At 71.8% G+C, this 19,625-nt stretch carries 15 protein-coding genes and 1 other RNA gene; 2 read left to right on the top strand and 14 right to left on the bottom strand.

From position 1 onward, the window contains the following. Positions 1-103: 103 nt before the first annotated feature. Entirely contained in the window at positions 104-1,444 is a 1,341-nt protein-coding gene (murA, locus tag IA22_RS0100295; protein WP_014155976.1) for a UDP-N-acetylglucosamine 1-carboxyvinyltransferase, read from the top strand. 359 nt (positions 1,445-1,803) lie between these two features. On the opposite strand, the gene IA22_RS0100290 is transcribed toward murA, so the two are convergent. From IA22_RS0100290 to IA22_RS0100225, 13 genes are all read right to left on the bottom strand, one after another. Beyond that, positions 1,804-2,085, bottom strand: a complete 282-nt coding sequence (locus IA22_RS0100290) for an HU family DNA-binding protein (protein WP_003968811.1) — start codon at positions 2,083-2,085, stop codon at positions 1,804-1,806. Positions 2,086-2,486: 401 nt separating this feature from the next. Continuing rightward, positions 2,487-3,920: an NAD-dependent malic enzyme gene (locus IA22_RS0100285; protein ID WP_014155975.1), complete on the bottom strand. Its 1,434-nt coding sequence runs from the start codon at positions 3,918-3,920 to the stop codon at positions 2,487-2,489. Between the two features lie 451 nt (positions 3,921-4,371). Further along, positions 4,372-6,741, bottom strand: a complete 2,370-nt coding sequence (locus IA22_RS0100280) for a HelD family protein (RefSeq protein ID WP_014155974.1) — start codon at positions 6,739-6,741, stop codon at positions 4,372-4,374. A gap of 123 nt (positions 6,742-6,864) precedes the next feature. Then, the gene (locus tag IA22_RS0100275; RefSeq protein ID WP_030122375.1) at positions 6,865-7,731 is read right to left on the bottom strand and encodes a zf-HC2 domain-containing protein; all 867 of its coding nucleotides are present in this window, start codon (positions 7,729-7,731) and stop codon (positions 6,865-6,867) included. Beyond that, positions 7,728-8,315 (bottom strand): sigma-70 family RNA polymerase sigma factor, encoded by a 588-nt coding sequence (locus IA22_RS0100270; protein ID WP_078605603.1) that lies wholly within the window; start codon positions 8,313-8,315, stop codon positions 7,728-7,730. The genes IA22_RS0100275 and IA22_RS0100270 overlap by 4 nt, the downstream gene beginning before the upstream one ends. A gap of 132 nt (positions 8,316-8,447) precedes the next feature. Then, complete coding sequence (locus IA22_RS0100260) at positions 8,448-9,032, bottom strand: CGNR zinc finger domain-containing protein (RefSeq protein WP_015577388.1); 585 nt, start codon at positions 9,030-9,032, stop codon at positions 8,448-8,450. Positions 9,033-9,197: 165 nt separating this feature from the next. After that, positions 9,198-9,761 (bottom strand): GNAT family N-acetyltransferase, encoded by a 564-nt coding sequence (locus tag IA22_RS0100255; RefSeq protein ID WP_030122372.1) that lies wholly within the window; start codon positions 9,759-9,761, stop codon positions 9,198-9,200. 9 nt (positions 9,762-9,770) lie between these two features. After that, positions 9,771-10,928: a uroporphyrinogen-III synthase gene (locus tag IA22_RS0100250; protein ID WP_014155969.1), complete on the bottom strand. Its 1,158-nt coding sequence runs from the start codon at positions 10,926-10,928 to the stop codon at positions 9,771-9,773. 130 nt (positions 10,929-11,058) lie between these two features. Then, positions 11,059-12,390 (bottom strand): nitrate/nitrite transporter, encoded by a 1,332-nt coding sequence (locus tag IA22_RS0100245; protein ID WP_014155968.1) that lies wholly within the window; start codon positions 12,388-12,390, stop codon positions 11,059-11,061. 191 nt (positions 12,391-12,581) lie between these two features. Further along, positions 12,582-13,874 carry an acyltransferase family protein gene (locus IA22_RS0100240; RefSeq protein ID WP_030122371.1) on the bottom strand — a complete coding sequence of 431 codons (1,293 nt, stop codon included), beginning with the start codon at positions 13,872-13,874 and terminating at the stop codon, positions 12,582-12,584. After that, positions 13,871-16,063, bottom strand: coding sequence for a bifunctional polysaccharide deacetylase/glycosyltransferase family 2 protein (locus IA22_RS0100235; RefSeq protein ID WP_081889725.1), 2,193 nt, complete (start codon positions 16,061-16,063; stop codon positions 13,871-13,873). Before IA22_RS0100235 ends, IA22_RS0100240 begins: the two co-directional genes overlap by 4 nt. After that, entirely contained in the window at positions 16,064-16,726 is a 663-nt protein-coding gene (locus IA22_RS0100230; RefSeq protein WP_030122369.1) for a hypothetical protein, read from the bottom strand. Between the two features lie 168 nt (positions 16,727-16,894). After that, entirely contained in the window at positions 16,895-17,866 is a 972-nt protein-coding gene (locus IA22_RS0100225; protein ID WP_030122367.1) for a LysR family transcriptional regulator, read from the bottom strand. Between the two features lie 84 nt (positions 17,867-17,950). Here IA22_RS0100225 and IA22_RS0100220 point away from each other — a divergent pair, with 84 nt between their 5' ends. Then, on the top strand, positions 17,951-19,156 hold the full coding sequence (locus IA22_RS0100220; RefSeq protein ID WP_030122366.1) for an MFS transporter: 1,206 nt from the start codon (positions 17,951-17,953) through the stop codon (positions 19,154-19,156). Between the two features lie 73 nt (positions 19,157-19,229). Here the strand turns inward: IA22_RS0100220 and ssrA are convergent. Next, positions 19,230-19,617, bottom strand: a transfer-messenger RNA (tmRNA) gene (gene ssrA, locus IA22_RS34885). Between the last annotated feature and the right edge of the window lie 8 nt (positions 19,618-19,625).

The following is a 19,625-nucleotide window of genomic DNA, read 5'->3' as shown; positions in this document are numbered from 1 at the left end:
GATTCATGACGTTCGTATACCCCCCGGCGCCTTACGGAAGGGGGGCTGAGGCCCATTACCCTTTTGATGGCCCCCTGCCCGACCACTCCGGAACGCGAGATACATGACCGGCACAGACGATGTCCTGCTTGTCCACGGCGGCACCCCGCTGGAGGGCGAGATCCGCGTCCGAGGCGCCAAGAACCTGGTGCCGAAGGCAATGGTCGCCGCGCTGCTCGGCAGCGGGCCCAGCCGGCTCCGCAACGTGCCCGACATCCGCGATGTGCGGGTGGTCCGGGGACTGCTGCAGCTGCACGGCGTGACCGTCCGGCCCGGTGACGAGCCGGGCGAACTCATCCTCGACCCGTCGCACGTCGAGAGCGCGAACGTCGCCGACATCGACGCCCACGCGGGCTCGTCGCGCATCCCGATCCTCTTCTGCGGCCCCCTGCTGCACCGCCTCGGCCACGCCTTCATCCCGGGCCTGGGCGGCTGCGACATCGGCGGCCGGCCGATCGACTTCCACTTCGAGGTGCTCCGCCAGTTCGGCGCGACCATCGAGAAGCGGGCGGACGGCCAGTACCTGGAGGCCCCGCAGCGGCTCCGGGGCACGAAGATCCGCCTCCCGTACCCGTCGGTCGGCTCCACCGAGCAGGTGCTGCTGACCGCCGTCCTCGCCGAGGGCGTCACCGAGCTGTCCAACGCGGCCGTCGAGCCGGAGATCGAGGACCTCATCTGCGTACTGCAGAAGATGGGCGCGATCATCTCCATGGACACCGACCGGACCATCCGGATCACGGGTGTCGACAGGCTCGACGGTTACACCCACCGGGCGATCCCGGACCGTCTGGAGGCCGCCTCCTGGGCGTCCGCGGCCCTGGCGACCGAGGGCAACATCTACGTGCGCGGCGCCCAGCAGCGCTCGATGATGACCTTCCTGAACACCTTCCGCCGTGTCGGGGGCGCCTTCGAGATCGACGACGAGGGCATCCGCTTCTGGCACCCGGGCGGCGCGCTGAACGCCATCGCGCTGGAGACGGACGTGCACCCCGGCTTCCAGACCGACTGGCAGCAGCCGCTGGTGGTGGCCCTGACGCAGGCGGCCGGACTGTCGATCGTCCACGAGACGGTCTACGAGTCCCGGCTCGGCTTCACCTCGGCGCTGAACCAGATGGGTGCGCACATCCAGCTCTACCGGGAGTGCCTCGGCGGCTCCGACTGCCGCTTCGGGCAGCGGAACTTCCTGCACTCGGCGGTCGTGTCCGGGCCCACGAAGCTCCAGGGCGCGGATCTGGTCATCCCGGACCTGCGCGGCGGGTTCTCGTACCTGATCGCCGCCCTGGCGGCCCAGGGGACGTCCCGGGTCCACGGGATCGACCTGATCAACCGCGGCTACGAGAACTTCATGGACAAGCTCGAGAAGCTCGGCGCCAAGGTCGAACTCCCCGGCGGGTCACTCGTCTGACGCACCGCCCGGCGCGCTCCGGCGCGCGCACAGTGCTGCCGCACACAGCATTGCGCACCCGCACCACCACAGTCCGCCGCCCCGGCCCCGCGAGGGACCGGGGCGGCGGGCTTTTCCGTACCGTCGGGCGCCCGTCAGCCGCTTGTCACCTGAACAGGCGCCACAGAACGCCCGTACAGAGCCGAACGGGGCGTACGGGCCTCCCCGGGTCCACCGGAAGGTGCCGGGGCGCCGCAGCCCGCCCCACAGCGCCCGCACGGGCGTCGTGCGTCCGGGACGCGGCTCCCCGGACGGCCCTGGACATGCCGAAGGGCGGCCGTCCCGGTCGGGACGGCCGCCCTTCTTGCTGCCTGGGGGCCTTACTTGCCCTTGGCGGCTTCCTTGAGCTTCGAGCCCGCGGAGACCTTCACGCTGTAGCCGGCCGGGATGTTGATCGGGTCGCCGGTCTGCGGGTTACGAGCGGTGCGAGCGGCACGGTGGGTGCGCTCGAAGGTCAGGAAGCCGGGGATGGTGACCTTCTCGTCGCCCTTGGCGACGATCTCGCCGACGGTCTCGGCGAGCGCGGCCAGAACGGCGTCGGCGTCCTTGCGGGTCACCTCGGCACGGTCGGCCAGGGCGGCCACCAGCTCACTGCGGTTCATGTTTGTACTCCCGTGTTCTTCTTGCCTGTGAGGCGTGAGATCGAAGCCGATGCTGCCAGGGCCCTCTGACAGTCCCCGGACCCGGGTCTGATGTCAGACCCTCGCGCCCGAATACGCATCCTGCCCCCACCTGCGGCGCTAACGCCAATCCGGAACCCCTCGACGTCACGCGAAAAGCACCACCGAATGCCTGTGATGACGTTCCGTCGACTTGTCGGAGCGGTCCGCAGCGGATGCCGGGCCGGTGGGTCTCGCTGCCCGCCCACCCTAAAGGGGCGTTTGGGACGCCGCGACCCACGACGCGCCGTACGGACCGCCCGGACGTGAGGTACGGCACCGTCGGCGGGGGCCGTGGCCGACCCCCGCCGGCGGAGTACGGCTCCGCCGTCCGGGGGAAGCGGCTACGCGGGGTCGGAGGCCGCCTCGGCGACTCCGGCCGCCTTCGCGGCCTCCCGGACCGCGCCGGCGACGGCGCCCGCGACCTTGTCGTTGAAGACCGACGGGATGATGTAGTTCGCGTTCACCTCGTCCTCCGCGACGACGTCGGCGAGGGCACGCGCCGCGGCGAGCATCATCTCCGTGTTGACGGTGCGGGACTGAGCGTCCAGCAGGCCGCGGAAGACACCCGGGAAGACCAGCACGTTGTTGATCTGGTTCGGGAAGTCGGAGCGCCCCGTGGCGACGACCGCGGCCGTCTCACGGGCGACCGCCGGGTCCACCTCGGGGTCCGGGTTCGCGAGCGCGAACACGATCGCGCCCTCCGCCATGGCCGCGACGTCGGAGCCGTCCAGGACGTTGGGGGCGGAGACGCCGATGAAGACGTCGGAGCCGGCGACGGCCTGCTTGAGGGTGCCGGTGACGCCCTCGGGGTTGGTGTTGTCCGCGATCCAGCGCAGCGGCGAGTCCGGGGTGGCGTCCACCAGGTCCTCGCGGCCCGCGTGCACCACACCGTGGATGTCGGCGACGACCGCGTGCTTGACGCCGGCCGCGATGAGCAGCTTCAGGATGGCCGTGCCGGCGGCGCCGGCCCCGGACATGACGACCCGTACGTCACCGATCGCCTTGCCGACCACACGCAGGGCGTTGGTGAGCGCGGCGAGGACGACGATCGCGGTGCCGTGCTGGTCGTCGTGGAAGACGGGGATGTCCAGGGCCTCACGCAGCCGTGCCTCGATCTCGAAGCAGCGGGGGGCGGAGATGTCCTCCAGATTGATGCCCGCGAAGCCCGGGGCGATCGCCTTGACGATGGAGACGATCTCGTCGGTGTCCTGCGTGTCCAGGCAGATCGGCCATGCGTCGATCCCGGCGAAGCGCTTGAAGAGGGCCGCCTTGCCCTCCATCACGGGCAGCGACGCCATCGGGCCGATGTTGCCGAGGCCGAGCACCGCGGAGCCGTCCGTGACCACCGCGACGGAGTTCCGCTTGATGGTCAGGCGGCGGGCGTCCTCGGGGTTCTCGGCGATCGCCATGCACACCCGGGCCACACCCGGGGTGTAGATCATCGAGAGGTCGTCACGGCTGCGGATGGGGTGCTTGGACGCCATCTCGATCTTGCCGCCGAGGTGCATCAGGAACGTACGGTCGGAGACCTTGCCCAGCACGACGCCGTCGATGTCGCGCAGGCCCTCGACGATCTCGTCGGCGTGCGAGGTCGAGGAGGCCGCGATCGTGACGTCGATCCGCAGCTTCTCGTGGCCGGAGGCGGTCACGTCGAGGCCGGTTACCGAGCCACCGGAGGACTCCACGGCCGTGGTCAGCTGGGAGACCGCTGTGCCGCTCGCGGGCACCTCCAGCCGGACCGTCATCGAGTACGAGACGCTGGGCGCCGTTGCCATGGCCGAGTCCTTCGCTTTCCTGAGCTTCGTTGCCGCACGCGAACGGGGCCGAGCCCCGCACGTGCGTTCCGATCGTCGCACCTACCGGCCGGTAGCAGGTAATGACTGCCACCTTTCGGAAATTTTTTTCCACCATACGAGAAGTGGAGGCCGGGCGTAACCCCGATCCGGTGCGAAACGGGGGAAGGGTGTGGCTCGCGTGGAACCCGTACACACGAACAGACCCGCGCCACCATCAGGTGACGCGGGTCTGTCCTCTCGCGATCAGGTGGCACCGGCCCGCCATGCTCGCCTCGCGGCAAGTGGTCGCTCGTAGCGACGAAGGTTGGGCCCGGGGGCTTGGATCGAGCCGGTGCCGAATCCAGGCTAACAAACACCCCGGAGAAGTGACTCCCGTGCGACGGGCCGACTCGGAGAAGTACGTCCCTCCCGGCCGCCCGGAGCCCTCCGCTCAGTCCCTCAGCAGGTCCGGAACCCCGTCCTCGTCCGGCAGGTCGCGCTCACCCGAGACCACGGTGAGCTGTTGCGTCGCCCGGGTGAGTGCCACGTACAGGACCCGCAGACCGGCCGGTGACTCGTCGGCGATCTCCGCGGGGGACACCACCACCGTGGCGTCGTACTCCAGGCCCTTCGCCTCCAGGCTGCCCAGCGCCACGACCCGCTCCCCGAGCTCCTCCAGCCACGCACGGGCCTCGGCACGGCGGTTCATGGCGACGACCACGCCGACGGTTCCGTCCACCCGGTCCAGGAGCCTGCGGGCCTCCTCGCGGACGGTCCCGGCGAGGTCCCCGTCCCGCACCGTCTCGAAGCGCGGCTCGACCCCCGTCGAGCGGACCGCCGCCGGGGACTCCATCCCCGGCATGGCCAGTGCCAGCACCTTGGCCGCGAGCTCGGCGATCTCCGCGGGGTTGCGGTAGTTCACGGTGAGGGTGAAGCGGCGCCGCGGCCGGTTGCCGAGCGCCTCGTCACGGGCGGCGGACGCCTCGTCCGGGTCGGACCAGGACGACTGGGCCGCGTCCCCGACGATCGTCCAGGTGGCGTGCCGCCCGCGGCGGCCCACCATCCGCCACTGCATCGGCGTCAGGTCCTGCGCCTCGTCGACGATGACGTGGGCGTACTCCGTGCGCTCCGCCGCCAGCCGCTCGGCGCGCTCCCGCTGGGTCTCCTCGCGCTGCGGCATCAGCTCCTCGAGGCCGGTGAGCTGGTCCAGCGGATCGGCCTCCCGCTTCCGCTTCGGGCGGGCCGGGGTGCCAAGCAGGGTCTGCAGCTCGTCCAGGAGCGCCACGTCGTGGACGGACAGCGCCCCCTTGCCCTCCCCGTCCAGCCGTCTCAGCGAACGCGCCAGGCGCCGCACCTCGCCCTGGTTGAGGATCCGGCGGGCCCACCGGCTCAGACGCCGCTCGTCGGACATCGCAGCCAGGACCTGACGGGGGGTGAGCTCCGGCCACCAGGCGTTCAGGAAGGTGAGGAACGGCGTCTCGGTGGACACGTCCTCGTCGAACGAGGAACGCAGTTCGGCGGCCAGCTCGGGGTCGGTGTAGCGGCCCCGGCCCGACGACTTGTTCCAGAGGGCGTCCAGGAGCAGCTTGCGGGCGCGCGGGCGCAGCAGGTTGACCGGTGCCGTGCCACCGAGGACGTTGTGCCTGATCCGCCGGAGCTCGTCCGCCTCCAGCTCGATGCGGGCGCCGAACGCCACCACCCGCAGCCGGGTGGGGGTACCCGCCTCGGCGGGGGCCTCCCCGAACTCCAGCTGACCCTCCTGGGGGGCGGGCCGGGCCGCGGGCTGCTCCAGCGCCCCGCGGGCCGCCTTGCGCAGCACGTGGAGCATCCGGGACGACCCCTTGACGCGGGCGACGGCGGGCTCGTCGTACGCGGTCGCGCCGTCCGGCCCCGCGGCGTCGTCGGACAGCGATCCGACGGCGCGGATCGCGACCTGGCCCTCCTCGCCGAGGGAGGGCAGCACGCCTTCGGTGTACGCGACGAGGAGCGGGGTCGGCGAGACGACGAGGATGCCGCCCGAGTACCGCCGCCGGTCCTGGTAGAGGAGGTACGCGGCCCGGTGCAGGGCCACCGCCGTCTTGCCCGTGCCGGGACCTCCGGACACCTCGGTGACGGAGGCGGCGGGAGCGCGGATGACCATGTCCTGCTCGGCCTGGATCGACGAGACGATGTCCCGCATCGTGTGGCTGCGGGCCTGGCCCAGCGCGGCCATCAGGGCGCCGTCGCCGACCACCGGAAGGGCCTGGCCCTCCAGGGTGGCGGTCAGTTCCGGACGCATCAGGTCGTCCTCGACGCCGAGGACCCTGCGGCCCTTGGAGCGGATGACCCGGCGGCGTACGACCCGGCCCGGCTCCTTCGGCGTCGAACGGTAGAACGGCGCGGCCGCGGGTGCCCGCCAGTCGATCACCAGCGGCGCGTAGTCGGAGTCGAGTACTCCTATACGGCCGACGTGGAGGGTCTCCGCGATCACGGCGGTGCCGTCCTCGGCCACGGCGTCGTCGGCGGCCTCGACCGACGTGAAGGCGCCGTCCGGACCGCGTTCGCCGTCCTTGCCGCGCAGCAGGTCGATCCGCCCGAAGAGGAAGTCCTCGAACTCGTTGTTCAGCCGGTTGAGATGGACCCCGGCGCGGAAGACCTGGGCGTCCCGTTCGGCGAGTGCGCCGGGGGTGCCCACCTGGCCCCGTTTGCCGGCGTCCCGCATGAGAAATTCCGCCTCGTCGATCTTCTCCTCGAGACGGCGGTAGACCCGGTCCAGATGTTCTTGTTCGACACCGATCTCCCGGTCCCGCAACGAATCGACAGCGGCATCCTGCGCGGCCACCGGGGCCCCCTTCTGACGTGCATCGAGCAGCCGTCAACCGTACGCGAAAGGGGGCCCCGAGCGCACCTGCCGCTCGGGTCACGTTTCGGGTGGTGCGCGCCTCGGGGCCGTCCGGGTGACCCCTCAGGCGTCGATCTCCACCAGCCGCTCGCCGTCGAAGGTGCGCACCTCGAAGTGGTCGATGTCGGAACGGGCCATCGCGGCGCCCCCGTGCACGTACAGCGGGTGCCGCGCGCTCTCGTGGGCGGAGCCCTCGATGCCGTATCCCCAGGTCGGTACGGACCAGGAGGTGACGACCTCCTCCTCGCCGTTCCTGGACACGGCGACGAGGCTGCACTTCTGCGGGCCCTTGACGTTCTCCAGCCGCAGGACCGTGTGTGTGCCCCACGCCTTGGGCTCCATGCCGACCGTGGCCTCGACCCGGGTCACGGGGTCGGTCGCCCGCTTCTTCTCGGGCATGTGGTGGAGGAAGGCGTCCTCGGCGGGGCTGGTGGGGTGGGGATCGGCCGCCTCGGCCCTCGGGCGGGAGTCCTCACCGGCCGTGGCCGTGACCACGGCCACCGGGCCGCCGATGACGAGGACCGCCGCCGCCGCGACCAGGTACCGGGTGCGCCGGCGCCGCTGGGAGCGCTTCCGCGCGACCTCGTCGACCAGCCCGTCCAGCACCCGGGGCGCGGGGCGCTCCGGGACGTGCGGTACCGGGCGGGCGCCGGGGACGGCGGCCGGGGACTCCGCGAGCATCGCCAGCACGGGCTCCATGCCGGCGAACTCGTCGAGGTGCGCGGCGCAGGACGCGCAGCCGGCCAGATGCGTCTCGAAGGCGGCTGCCTCGGCCTCGTCGAGGATGCCCAGCACGTACGCGCCCGCGGCGTCGTGGGCGGAGCCCTCGTCGGGGAGGGCGAAGGGGTCGCCGGGGGGTACGGGCGGGCCCTGCGGACGCCGGGGACCTGCCGGCCGGGGCCCGAAGGGCTGCCACTCCTGGTCGCTCATGCCGTGATCCCCCTCTCCTCGAGTGCGAGCTTCATGGAACGCAGTGCGTAGAACACCCGGGACCGCACGGTCCCGCTGGGGACGCCCAGGATCTCGGCCGCCTCGTTGACCGTACGGCCTCTGAAGTAGGTCTCGACCAATGCTTCCCGGTGGGCCGGGGTCAAATCGTCGAGTGCGTCCGAGAGCGTCATCAGCCACAACGCCTTGTCGATCTCGTCCTCCGCGGGAATGACCTCCAGCGGCGACGGATCGACCTCGCGCGGCCGGGCCTGCCGGCTGCGGTGGCCGTCGATGACGATGCGCCGTGCGACCGTCACCAGCCAGGGGCGGACCGAACCGGTGGCCCGGTTGAGCGAACCGGCGTTCTTCCAGGCACGGATGAGCGTCTCCTGCACCACGTCCTCGGCCCGCTGCCGGTCCCCCGCGACGAGGCGGAGCACGTAGGCGAGCAGCGGGCCCGCGTGTTCGCGGTAGAGCGCCCGCATCAGCTCCTCGTCGGGAACGTCGGCGGGAGGGCGGCGCACCGCACTGCGATGTCGAGCCCTGTGCGGACGGTCATCGGCCACGGCCGCATCCTTGCGCACCCGAACCTCCCGGTCGAGACCCTGTCGAGCTCTGTGGCCATCGGTACGGACGCAGGCGCGGGTTCATTCAGATGCGGGGCAACTTTCTTTCGGGCGGGGTGGGTTCGGGACCGTATCGGACATCCGGCAGGGTCAGGTGAGGGCCTTGACGCGGCGGCGGTGCCGGGCCACCCGCTCCCGGTTGCCGCACACCTCGCTGGAGCACCAGCGGCGCCGCATCCCCCGCGACGTGTCCAGGTAGAGCCGCCGGCAGGCGTCTCCCTGGCACCGGCGGAGGGCCGCCCGCGCCACCGGGTCCGTCAGCAGATCCACGGCGTCCCGGGCGACCGCGGCGAGCAGCGCCCCGCACGCGAGGTCGGCGATCGGCGCCCGTACGAGCGCCCCGCCCCGGCCCCGCACGGCCCGCAGGCCCGGCGGCGCGTCCGCCGCAAGGGCGTTGACCTGTTCCAGGTCGTCGTCGGCGCCGCCGCCGGTCAGTTGGGCCGTCATCAGCCGGTCGACGCCCGCCCGCAGCCGCTGGAAGCGTGCCACCCAGGTCTCGTCGACGTTCTCCAGCGGCGTACCGCGCGGGACCAGCCGCGACGCCACCAGCCACTCCGCGAGGCGCTCGGGACGGCCGATCTGCTCGCCGGCGCCGGAGGTCTCGGCCGCGGTCGCCACCAGGTCCAGACAGAACCGGCCCGAGTCGAACCGCCGGCCGTGCGTGCCCTCCGCCATGAGCCTGTCACCGCCTCGGGGGTCACCTGTGGGGGGAGAGTCACCCCCAGAGTGCCCTCATCCGGCCCGGCCCGGTAGCCCTCCCGCCGGTCGTGGAGCAGTCCGGTCCCGCCCGGCCGGGTCCGTGCCCGCCGGGCGGCCTCCGGTACTCCCGGCGGGCGCCGGTCAGCCCTGCGGCGGGCCGTCGTGCAGGATCCGCTGGAACATCCGGTGGTCCTGCCACGCGCCGTCGATGTGCAGATAGCGCGGCGCCGTGCCGTAGAGCTCGAAGCCGCACTTGGCCAGGACGCGCTGCGAGGCGGTGTTGTCCAGGACCGTCCCGGCGGCGATCCGGTGCAGTCCGAGCCCGTCCCGTGCCAGTTCGCAGACCCGGGTGACGGCTGCCGTGGCCAGACCCCGGCCCGCCCGGCCGACGTCGATCCAGTAGCCGAGCCTGGCGTTGCGGAAGGGCCCGCGTTCGATGGAGGCCAGCGTCACCGCCCCCACGACCCGGTCCTGGTCGTCGGTCAGCGCCCAGGGCATGACACGCCCCGCGTCCCGGTCGGCCAGCAGCCCGGTGAGCCGCCGGACCTGGCCGTCGACGGTGTAGAAGGTGTCGGGGCGCACGGGCTCCCAGCGCCGCATGTAGGCCCGGCTCCGGGTGTACGCCTCGGCGAAGGACTCCGCGTCGCCGAGGGCCGCCGGCCTGAGCCCGACGCCGTCGGTCAGGGGATGGGTGTCGTCGATCATCCCCGCACGCTAGCCGCCGGGCCGGACCGCGTCGTACTTGGTGTCCGCGGAGGGGTCCAGGGCGAGCCGGTAGCCCCGCTTGACGACCGTCTGGATCAGCCGCGGGGCCCCGAGTGCCGTGCGCAGCCGGGCCATCGCCGTCTCCACCGCGTGCTCGTCGGTTCCGTTGCCGGGCAGGGCCCGCAGCAGGTCGGCGCGGGAGACCACCCAGCCCGGCCGGCGGGCGAGCGTGTGCAGCAGGGCCATGCCGGCCGGGGGCACCGGGCGCAGGGCGCCGTCGACGAGCACGGCGTGGCCGCGGATCTCGACCCGGTGGCCGGCGACCGGGAGCGCGCGGGCCCGGGCCGGCAACTGGGCGCAGAGCACCTGGACGAGGGGCCCGAGCCGGAACCGCTCCGGCTGCACGGTGTCGATGCCCTTGGCCTGCAGGGGCAGAGCGGTGACCGGTCCGACGCACGCCGTGAGGACGTCGTGGCCCAGTGCGTCCAGCACCTCGGGAAGGATGCCGCGGGTCTCCGCCCGGTTCAGGTAGGAGGCGACGGCGGGAGCGCTGGTGAAGGTGAGGGCGTCCAGGCCGCGGCCGACGGTGGCGTCGAGCATGCGGTCGAGCGGGGCGATGTCCTCCGGGGGCATCCACCGGTAGACGGGTACGCCGACGATCTCGGCGCCCGCCGCCCGGAGCGACTCGACGAAGCCCGGAAGGGGTTCGCCGTGCAGCTGGAGTGCGATCCGGCGGCCCGTCACGCCCTCCTCCAGCAGCCGGTCCAGGACCTCCGCCATCGACTCCGACTGCGGCGACCACGCCTCGGTGAGCCCGGCCGCCCGGATGGCGCCCTTGACCTTCGGGCCACGGGCCAGCAGCTCTATGCCGCGCAGCAGTTCGAGGAGCTCGTCACCGATGCCCCAGCCGTCGGCGGCCTCCACCCAGCCCCTGAAACCGATGGCGGTGGTCGCGATCACCACGTCCGGCGGGTTGTCGACGAGATCCTTGGTCGCGGCCAGGAGTTCGCTGTCGTCCGCGAGCGGAACGATCCGCAGCGCGGGCGCGTGCAGGACCGCGGCGCCCCTGCGCGTGAGGAGCGTCCCGAGCTCCTCGGCGCGACGGGCTGCGGTCACCCCGACCGTGAAGCCCGCCAGGGGCCCGTGCTGTGCGTCGTCGTCGTGCATGGCGTGATACCCGGCTCTCGTCCCGCTGTTGCTCGATGATGCGGAGGACCGAGAGTGTCAACCCTGCGTGACAGTCTCGGTCCTCCTGTATTTCCCGCCCGTTACGTCCTGCGACGCCTCCCGGTCGTCCTCACACCTCGGCATAGCTGAGCTGGGGCTTCGCGGCGACCGCTTCGGTACGCCGAAGGTATACCGCCCACGTGAGGGTGAAGCAGACGGCGTAGAAGCCGAGGAAGCACCAGAAGGCGGCCGTCCCGGTGCCCGAGGCGGCGAACGACTGACGGAACGCGAGGTTGATCGCGAGACCGCCCAGCGCCCCGACCGCACCGATGAGTCCCATGGCCGCGCCGGACAGCCGCCGCCCGTACGCCGCGGCCTCCTCGCCGCGCAGCCCCTTGGCGATCCCCTGGGCGTGGAAGATGCCCGGGATCATCTTGAAGGTGGAGCCGTTGCCGAGCCCCGTCAGCACGAACAGCGCGATGAACCCGACGAGGAACACCGCCAGCGACTCGATGCGCGAGGCGTGGACGACGACGCCGGTCGCCGCCGCCATCGCCGCGAAGTTCCACAGGGTGATCCGGGCGCCGCCGTAACGGTCGGCGAGCCAGCCGCCCGCGGGCCGGATCAGGGAGCCGAGCAGCGGGCCGATGAACGTCAGCGAGGCGGCCTGCAGCGGGGTACGTCCGAACTGGGTCTGCAGGACGAGTCCGAAGGCGAAGCTGTACCCGATGAACGAGCCGAAGGTGCCGATGTAGAGCACCGACATGATCCAGGTGTGCGGCTCCCGCACGGCCTGGAGCGCCGCTCCCGTGTCGTTCTGGACGGGCCTGAGGTTGTCCATCCTGAGCGCCGCGCAGAGTGCGGCGACCACGATCAGCGGTACGTACACCCCGAGCACGATCCGCGGGTGCGCGGCGCCGGCCGTGCCGATCACCAGCAGGCCGACGAGCTGGACCACGGGGACGCCGATGTTGCCGCCGCCCGCGTTGAGCCCGAGCGCCCAGCCCTTCTTGCGCAGCGGGAAGAAGGCGTTGATGTTGGTCATCGACGAGGCGAAGTTGCCGCCTCCGATGCCGGTGAGCGCGGCGACGACGAGGAACGTGGTGTACGAGGTGCCGGGCTCCATCACCCAGAAGGCGGCGCAGGTCGGCACGAGGAGCGACAGCGCGCTGACGACGGTCCAGTTGCGCCCGCCGAACAGCGCGACCGCGAAGGTGTACGGCACCCGCACGACGGCGCCGACCAGGGTGGCCGTGGAGATCAGGAAGAACTTCCCCGCCGGGTCGATGCCGTACTCCGGCCCCATGAACAGGACCATCACGGACCACAGGGACCAGACCGAGAACCCGATGTGCTCCGAGAGCACGGAGAACCACAGGTTCCTGCGGGCGGTCCTCTCGCCCGTCTCCCGCCAGAAGGTCTCGTCCTCCGGCTCCCACTTCTCGATCCAACGACCGGCCATCAGGCGCCTCCACAAGGGTCGGGGTGTTGTCCTGCCGACCCTAAGGACCCCGCGTTTCGGTGCGGTGCCCGGAGGTGACCGGTGCGCAACCTTGCTCTCACTCGGCCCCCGGGAGCGCGGTGAGCAGGGCCCGGAGGGGTCCGCCGGGGCGGGGGGGGCGACGATCCGGCCCCGCGCCCCGCCCCGGCCGGTCAGGCTCCGCGCGTCCGGCCCTTCCCGTTCGGCCACAGACGCGGGCGGCGGCGGGCGGCGACGTCCTCGACCCAGCCGAACGCCAGGATCGCGAGCGCGGTCAGCGGCCAGATCGCGATCAGGACCAGCACCTCGTACGACTGCTCGATCTGCGCGTCGAACGCGTCGCCGAGCCACGGCACCGCCCAGAGCCGGTCCACCAGGTGCGCGGCCGCCATCAGCAGCAGGTTGTGCCACAGGTAGATCGTCACGGCCCGGTTGTTGGCCAGCGTGACCAGGCCGTCCCAGGCCGCGAGCCTGCCGGGGAGCTTCCGCCAGGACGGGGCGTGGACCAGGAGGATCGTGCAGAAGCCGAGGGACCAGGTGGCCTGGGCGAGCGGGATCTCGTCCAGGTTCCAGCCCTCCTCCGTGAGGTGCCCGGACGCCCACCACAGGCCGAAGCCCATGACGAGCGCGGCGGACGAGACCACCAGGTAGCGCGGGATCTCCTTCAGCAGGCCGTCGTGGTGCGCGAATCCCAGGATCCAGCAGGATCCGAACACGGCGAAGTCGACCAGGCTCTCGCCGAAGGTTCCGGGCACGGTGACGAGTCCGGTGCCGATGACGGCGGTGAGGGCGACCGGAGCGAGCAGGGTGACCCACGGCAGCCTGCGGAACGCCCTGAGCAGCAGGGGCGAGGCCAGCACGAACCACAGGTACGCCCGGATGTACCAGAGCGGCCCCGCCGCCTGGTCCGCCCAGCTCAGCTCCAGCCATCCGCCGGCCGAGCCGTTCTCCTCGGGGAAGGGCGGCGCGCCGAGCGGGAACAGATAGCTGCCGAGCTCGACGAACCACCACAGCCCCTCCTCCCGGACGGGCTTCCAGCTCAGCGCGAACATCACCGGTACGACGACGAGGGAGAACGCCCACATCGGGGGGAGCAGCCTGCGCAGCCTGCTGCGGATGACCCCTCCGGCCGGCCGGGCCAGCGAGCGGGCCATCAGCGAACCGGCCAGGGCGAACATCACGCCCATGGACGGGAACAGGACGGTCAGCCAGGCCCAGCCGAAGAGGTGGAAGACGACGACCCGGACGAGGGCCACGCTCCTGAGCAGGTCGAGGTAGCGGTCCCGCCCCGGCCCGGAACGGGGGGCGGGGGCCTCGCCGGTGGAGTCCGGCGCGGCGGACACACGCTCCGCACGGGCCGCCGGGACGGGCGCGTGCTCCGTGCGGTCTCCCGGGACGGACGGGGCTGGAGGGACCGACGGGGCGTACCCGGCTCCGTCCTGCCGGGGTGGCTGGGGGTAGGTCATGCCACCGGCCTCCGTTCCGTTTCCCTGCGCCGGTTCGTCGTACCGCCCGGCGCCTCCACCACGCCGGTGCGCCGCAGCTTCTGCCAGCGCAGCCGGCCGCCGGTGAGAGCGGTGATCCAGGACTGGAGCAGCACGACGTACATCAGCTGCCGGTAGAGGATCTGCTGGAGCGGCAGGGAGATCAGATGGGTCATGCGCTCCCGGTCGAGCCGGAAGGCGTACGCGGCGCAGACGGCCTGCACCAGCAGGACCCCGAACCAGGCAGCGACCGTCTTCCCCGTCGGGCCGAAGACCAGTCCGTACAGCAGGAAGACGTCGATCAGGGGCGCCAGCAGCGGGGCGACGACCATGAACAGGGAGACGAACGGCAGCCCCACACGCCCGAAGCGGCCCGAGGGCCCGCGCTCGACGACCGCGCGGCGGTGCTTCCAGATGGCCTGCATGGTGCCGTACGACCACCGGTAGCGCTGCGACCAGAGCTGCTGCACGGACTCCGGGGCCTCCGTCCACGCCCGGGCGTTCTCCGCGTAGACGACGCGCCAGCCGTCACGGTGCAGCGCCATGGTGACGTCGGTGTCCTCGGCGAGGGTGTCCTCGCTCATGCCGCCGACGCGGTCCAGCGCGTCCCTGCGGAAGGCGCCGACCGCACCGGGGATGGTGGGCATGCAGCCCAGGAGGTCGTACATCCGGCGGTCGAGGTTGAAGCCCATCACGTACTCGATGTGCTGCCATGCGCCGATCAGCGAGTCGCGGTTCCCCACCTTCGCGTTGCCGGCGACCGCGCCCACCCGTGGGTCGGCGAACGGCTGGACGAGCTCGCGCACGGTGGAGGGTTCGAAGACCGTGTCGCCGTCCATCATCACGACGATGTCGTGACGGGCGTGCGCGATTCCGTTGTTGAGGGCGGCGGGCTTGCCCGCGTTGGTCTGGCGGACGACCCGGACGTTCGGGATCCACATCGCCTCGACGAGATCGGCCGTGCCGTCCGTCGAGCCGTCGTCGATGACGACGACCTCGATCGGGTGGTCACTGGCCACGAGCGAGCGCACGGTGGCCTCGATGCACTCGCGCTCGTTGTAGGCCGGCACGAGGACCGACACCGGGCGGGTGAACCGCCCGCCCCAGCTGAAGTCCTCACGGCGCACCTTCCTGGCGTGCAGGAAGGAGAGCAGCAGCATCAGGCCGAAGCGGACCATCACGAGGACGCCGATGGCGGCGAGGCCGACCACCAGGACGCCGGTGACGCGCTCGGAGATCTCCACCGCCCCGATGAACGCCCTGCCCTTCCAGAGCGCGAGCCCGGACACCTCGGTGTGGGCGCTCGGGGCGCCGAGGGCCGAGGTCAGGTTGGTGAACTCGTAGCCCTGCCGCTGCATCTGCGGCAGGAACTCCCTCAGGGCGGCCACGGTCTGGGACCGGTCGCCGCCGGAGTCGTGCATCAGGACGATGGCGCCCTTGCCGTTCCTCGGCGTGGCCCGCTCGACGATCGCGGGGACGCCGGGGCGCTTCCAGTCCTCGCTGTCGGTGTTGTTCACGACGGTGAGGTAGCCGCGGCTGCCGATGTACCGCGTGACCGGCCAGGACCTGTCGTCCATGGCGTCGGAGGACGAGGAGTACGGAGGCCGGAACAGGGACGTGCGGATGCCGGCCGCGCCCGCCAGCACCAGCTGGTTCTGGGAGAGCTCCCAGTCGATGCGGCTGGTGGACTGGAACGAGAGGTCGGGGTGGTTGAAGGTGTGCAGCCCGATCTCGTGCCCCTCGTCGGCCATCCGCTTCACGAGGTCCGGGTAGCGGGAGGCCATGGTGCCGGTGACGAAGAAGACGCCGTGCGCGCGGTTCTTCCTGAGTTCGTCCAGGACGCGCGGGGTCCAGACGGGGTCCGGGCCGTCGTCGAAGGTCAGCACGATCCTGTGATCGGGTATCCGGAGCGACTTGGCCTGCCCGCCCGCGGCGCGGGCGTCGATGACCGGGCCGCCCTCGAGCACGTCGTCCGGCACCTGGGTGGTGGGAGCGGGCGCCTGGACACGGTGGTCGGCGAGGATCTCGCTGTGCACGTATCCGCGCAGCATGAGCATGGCGAGCAGGGCCACCAGGAGGACTGACGGAAGCAGGTAGCGCATGGGAAGCCTGCGCCGGACGGTCCGCTTCTTCTTCCGGTTGTGCCTGCCCCGCGAAACGGGGGGTGTCATCTACTGAGTGCCTTCTTGAGGTTGCACCGGTGATTCCGAGGGGGCCGGGGACGCCGGCGGACTCTCCTCGACGGGCGGTTCGGTGGTGGCCGGCGGCGAGGGCTCGCCGCTCGGCCGTTCGGAGACCGGGGCGCCCGGGGCGGGGGCCGACGAGGACGCAGTGCCCTTCTTCGTCGGCTTGCCGGACACGCGGGCCTCGGCGCTCACGCCGGGCTCGGCCGAACCGGACGGGGAGGCGGAGGCGCCCCCCGGCGCGGGGGCCGCGGCGGAACCGGAGGCCGAAGCGGAGGCCCCGGGCGTGGCTCCGGGGCTCCCGGACACGGCGGCGCCGCTCGGCGCGGGCCGCACCTCGGCCTTCTCCGCGCGCTTCTGGTCCTGCCCGGAGAGCGGCAGCCAGGGAGCGCTGGAGTTGCCGCCGAGCACGGCGACCACGAGCGTCACCGCGTACACGGCACTGACCGCGGCAAGCACCCAGCCCACCCGCCGGTACGTCTTGCTGCGGCGGCCGCTCTCGTCGACGAAGACCGGGCCCTCCGCAGGGTCCGGAGGGGCGGGTTCGACAGGTAGTTCGGAGAGCTGACGCCCCAGACCGTCCAGTTGGACGGTGACGTCGCTCGACTCATGCGTGTGCCCGGTTCGGGTACCTTCGCGCCAATTTTCCACAGGTGTTCGCACATCCCCCACTCAATGAACCCGGTGCCCGTGGGGTGACTGGAATCGTGCCATCGGACAGGGCCCCCACCCCGTCCGTGCGCCACGCGCCACCGAGCATCCGAGGGGGCGAATGTAGCGCACGAAGAGACCAGAAAGAGGGACGTATCACCATCTCGCTCAGGAGCGGCGATCCATGAGTGAAGCATCGATTCCGGGTAGCCACGAAGTAGGTGGCCTTTCCAACCAACCTTCCGAGCCCGCGAGTTCGGCCACCGCGGCACGCAACGCGGACAGACCTGGGTGGTCGAGTCCCTTGCGCCAGACCATCAGCAGCGGGGACAGCGGCACCGGCCGTACGAGCGGACGCAACACCGCTCCCAGCAGCGGCGGAAAGCCCGCGACGGCCAGCACGGGATGGCCCGTCTTCGTCATGACCCGCTGGAATTCGGCCACGCCGACGGCGAGCGGAGCCGGCGGAGCCAGCACTATGTCCCACTCCGCGAAGAGCATGGATGCGAGATCCGTCCACTCACGCGTGCGCGTATTGCCCGCCCCGGCGTAGACGGTTTCACCGGCCAGATCACTCATGGCGACCGTTTCACGCCCTGCCAGAGGATGATCGCCCGGCAGGAGCACGGCCATCGGCTCGTACCGCACCGGCTGTACGGAGAGCCGGGCGAGGACCGCGGGATCGAGTCCGGCGGCACGCCCGAACGAGACGTCCAGCCGTCCGGCGAGCACCTCACCCGCCGCCCAGGTCAGCCCGCTCTCGAAACGGGCCATCAGCTCGCAGTCGGGTGCGAGCTCCCGCGCCCGGGCCAGCACCCGGGCCGCGGTCATCCCGTCGGTGTTCAGGTCGACGAGCAGCGGACGGTCCGCCGGGTCCGTGAAGGCGGCACGGAGCGCGGCGTGGGCTTCGAGGACCCGGCGGGCGTACGGCAGGAGACGCTCCCCGTCCGGGGTGAGGGACACCTGCCGGGTGGTGCGGACGAAGAGCTCCCTGCCCAGCTCGCGCTCCAGCCTGCGGATGTCGCGACTCAGCGCCTGCTGCGCCACGTAGAGCCGGGCGGCGGCACGGGTGAAGTGCAGCTCCTCGGCCACGGCGACGAAGGCGCGGAGGATACGGGGATCGGTGTCGGTGGCGGCCACCGGCCGAATTTACAACAGAAGTGCGTCAGTACCCTCTGATCAGGTGTTGGACAGCACGGATCGCCCCGTTTCAGGCTGGAGGACGTGTCTCCTGAAACCGCCGCCCCGGCTCCCGTCGGCCCGTCCACGGCCGGCCCGTCCAATCCCTACGTACGGCTGCTCGCCACCCCCGGCGCGCGCGCCTTCACCGCGGGCAACCTCCTCGCCCGGCTGCCCATGGGGATGTTCAGCGTCAGCGCCGTCATCATGATCGCCGGGGCTCACGGTTCGTACGCCCTGGCCGGGGCCGTCACCGCGACCGGGCTGGCCGCGACCGCCGTGGTCGCCCCCTGGACGGCCCGCCTCGTCGACCGGTACGGCCAGGCCAGGATCGCGGTGCCCGCCACGGCCGTCGCCGTACTCGGCTCGCTGGCCCTGGTGCTCTGCGTGCACCACGACGCACCGGTCTGGACACTCTTCGTCGCCTACGCCGCGACGGCCACCACCCCGAACACGGGAGGCATGTCGCGGGCCCGCTGGGCCCATCTGCACCGGGGCGACCCGGCGGCCCTGCACACCGCCAACTCCTTCGAACAGGCCGCCGACGAGCTGTGCTTCATGCTCGGCCCGGTCCTCGCCGCGTCCCTGTGCGGGGCCCTCTTCCCCGAGGCGGGCACCCTCACCGGCGCGATCCTGCTGATGACCGGTGTCCTGGTCTTCGCCGCGCAGCGAGCCACCGAACCACCGGTGACCCCCGGCACCCGGGCCCCCTCACCCCTGCGCACCCCCGGCATGGCCGCCCTCCTCGCCGTGTTTCTCGCGACCGGGGCCGTCTTCGGCTCGATGGAGGTCGTCTCCATCGCGCACGCGGGGGGCGCGATCCTCGCACTCCAGGCCACAGGCTCCTGCGTGGCCGGGCTGCTGTACGGATCGCTGCCCCCCGCCGCCCGTGCCGGGCGCAGGCTGCTGCTCTGCCTGACGGGAATGACCGCGCTGATGTCGCTGCCCCTGCTGGCCACGGCCACGACCGGCTCACTGCCCGTCCTGGCCGGCTGCCTGCTGCTGGCGGGAGCGGCCACCGCCCCCACCATGGTCACCGGGATGACCCTGGTGCAGCGGCTCACCCCGCAGGCGCAGCTCAACGAGGGGATGACGCTCGCGGTCACGGCCCTGCTGGGCGGGGTGGCCGCCGGCTCGGCCGTGGGCGGCTGGGCGGTGGAACACGCGGGAACGGTCGCCGGATACGCGGCTCCGATGTGCTCGGCGGCCCTCGCCCTGGCCGTCGCGGCTGCCGGGACGCGCCGGGCCTGACCGGCCCGGGCGGCACACAGGAAAAACGAGGACCCCGCTGCCGGTGGCAACGGGGTCCTCGTTCACATGGGAATTGTGGAGATGGCGGGAATCGAACCCGCGTCCAACGGTGCGGAACCAGGGCTTCTCCGAGTGCAGTTCGCTACGCTTTTCTCGGCCCCGGAGGTCACGCGAACAAGCCTCCGACAGGCCCAGCCACTGTTTGATTTCCTTCTAGGCCCCGTGACCGGGCTTAGAAGTTTAGATCCCTTGTTGATGCCAGGATCCGGGTCGGGATCACCCCCGGGCTGACACTCCGCAGAGTCTTCGCTTAGCTGCTAATTAGGCAGCGAGGGCGAAGGCGGAGGAATCGCGCTTGGAATTGGCGATTATTGGTTGCGACATATGGTTTACGAGATCATTGCCGCTTCCTCGACTCGCTTCCCCTGCTTCGACATCCGCTGTCGAAACCGATCATCCCCATGTTGTT

The organism is Kitasatospora papulosa, assembly GCF_000717245.1.
GTDB lineage: Bacteria > Actinomycetota > Actinomycetes > Streptomycetales > Streptomycetaceae > Streptomyces > Streptomyces papulosus.
The sequence above is the reverse complement of the archived record's forward strand: the minus strand, read 5'-3'. Positions and strand labels throughout refer to the sequence as shown.

Bases quoted from the DNA above. Each gene is read 5' to 3' on its own strand.
- murA (WP_014155976.1), top strand. From the start codon at position 104: ATGACCGGCACAGACGATGTCCTGCTTGTCCACGGCGGCACCCCGCTG.
- IA22_RS0100290 (WP_003968811.1), bottom strand. From the start codon at position 2,085: ATGAACCGCAGTGAGCTGGTGGCCGCCCTGGCCGACCGTGCCGAGGTG.
- IA22_RS0100285 (WP_014155975.1), bottom strand. From the start codon at position 3,920: ATGGCAACGGCGCCCAGCGTCTCGTACTCGATGACGGTCCGGCTGGAG.
- IA22_RS0100275 (WP_030122375.1), bottom strand. From the start codon at position 7,731: ATGAGCGACCAGGAGTGGCAGCCCTTCGGGCCCCGGCCGGCAGGTCCC.
- IA22_RS0100260 (WP_015577388.1), bottom strand. From the start codon at position 9,032: ATGGCGGAGGGCACGCACGGCCGGCGGTTCGACTCGGGCCGGTTCTGT.
- IA22_RS0100255 (WP_030122372.1), bottom strand. From the start codon at position 9,761: ATGATCGACGACACCCATCCCCTGACCGACGGCGTCGGGCTCAGGCCG.
- IA22_RS0100250 (WP_014155969.1), bottom strand. From the start codon at position 10,928: ATGCACGACGACGACGCACAGCACGGGCCCCTGGCGGGCTTCACGGTC.
- IA22_RS0100245 (WP_014155968.1), bottom strand. From the start codon at position 12,390: ATGGCCGGTCGTTGGATCGAGAAGTGGGAGCCGGAGGACGAGACCTTC.
- IA22_RS0100240 (WP_030122371.1), bottom strand. From the start codon at position 13,874: ATGACCTACCCCCAGCCACCCCGGCAGGACGGAGCCGGGTACGCCCCG.
- IA22_RS0100235 (WP_081889725.1), bottom strand. From the start codon at position 16,063: ATGACACCCCCCGTTTCGCGGGGCAGGCACAACCGGAAGAAGAAGCGG.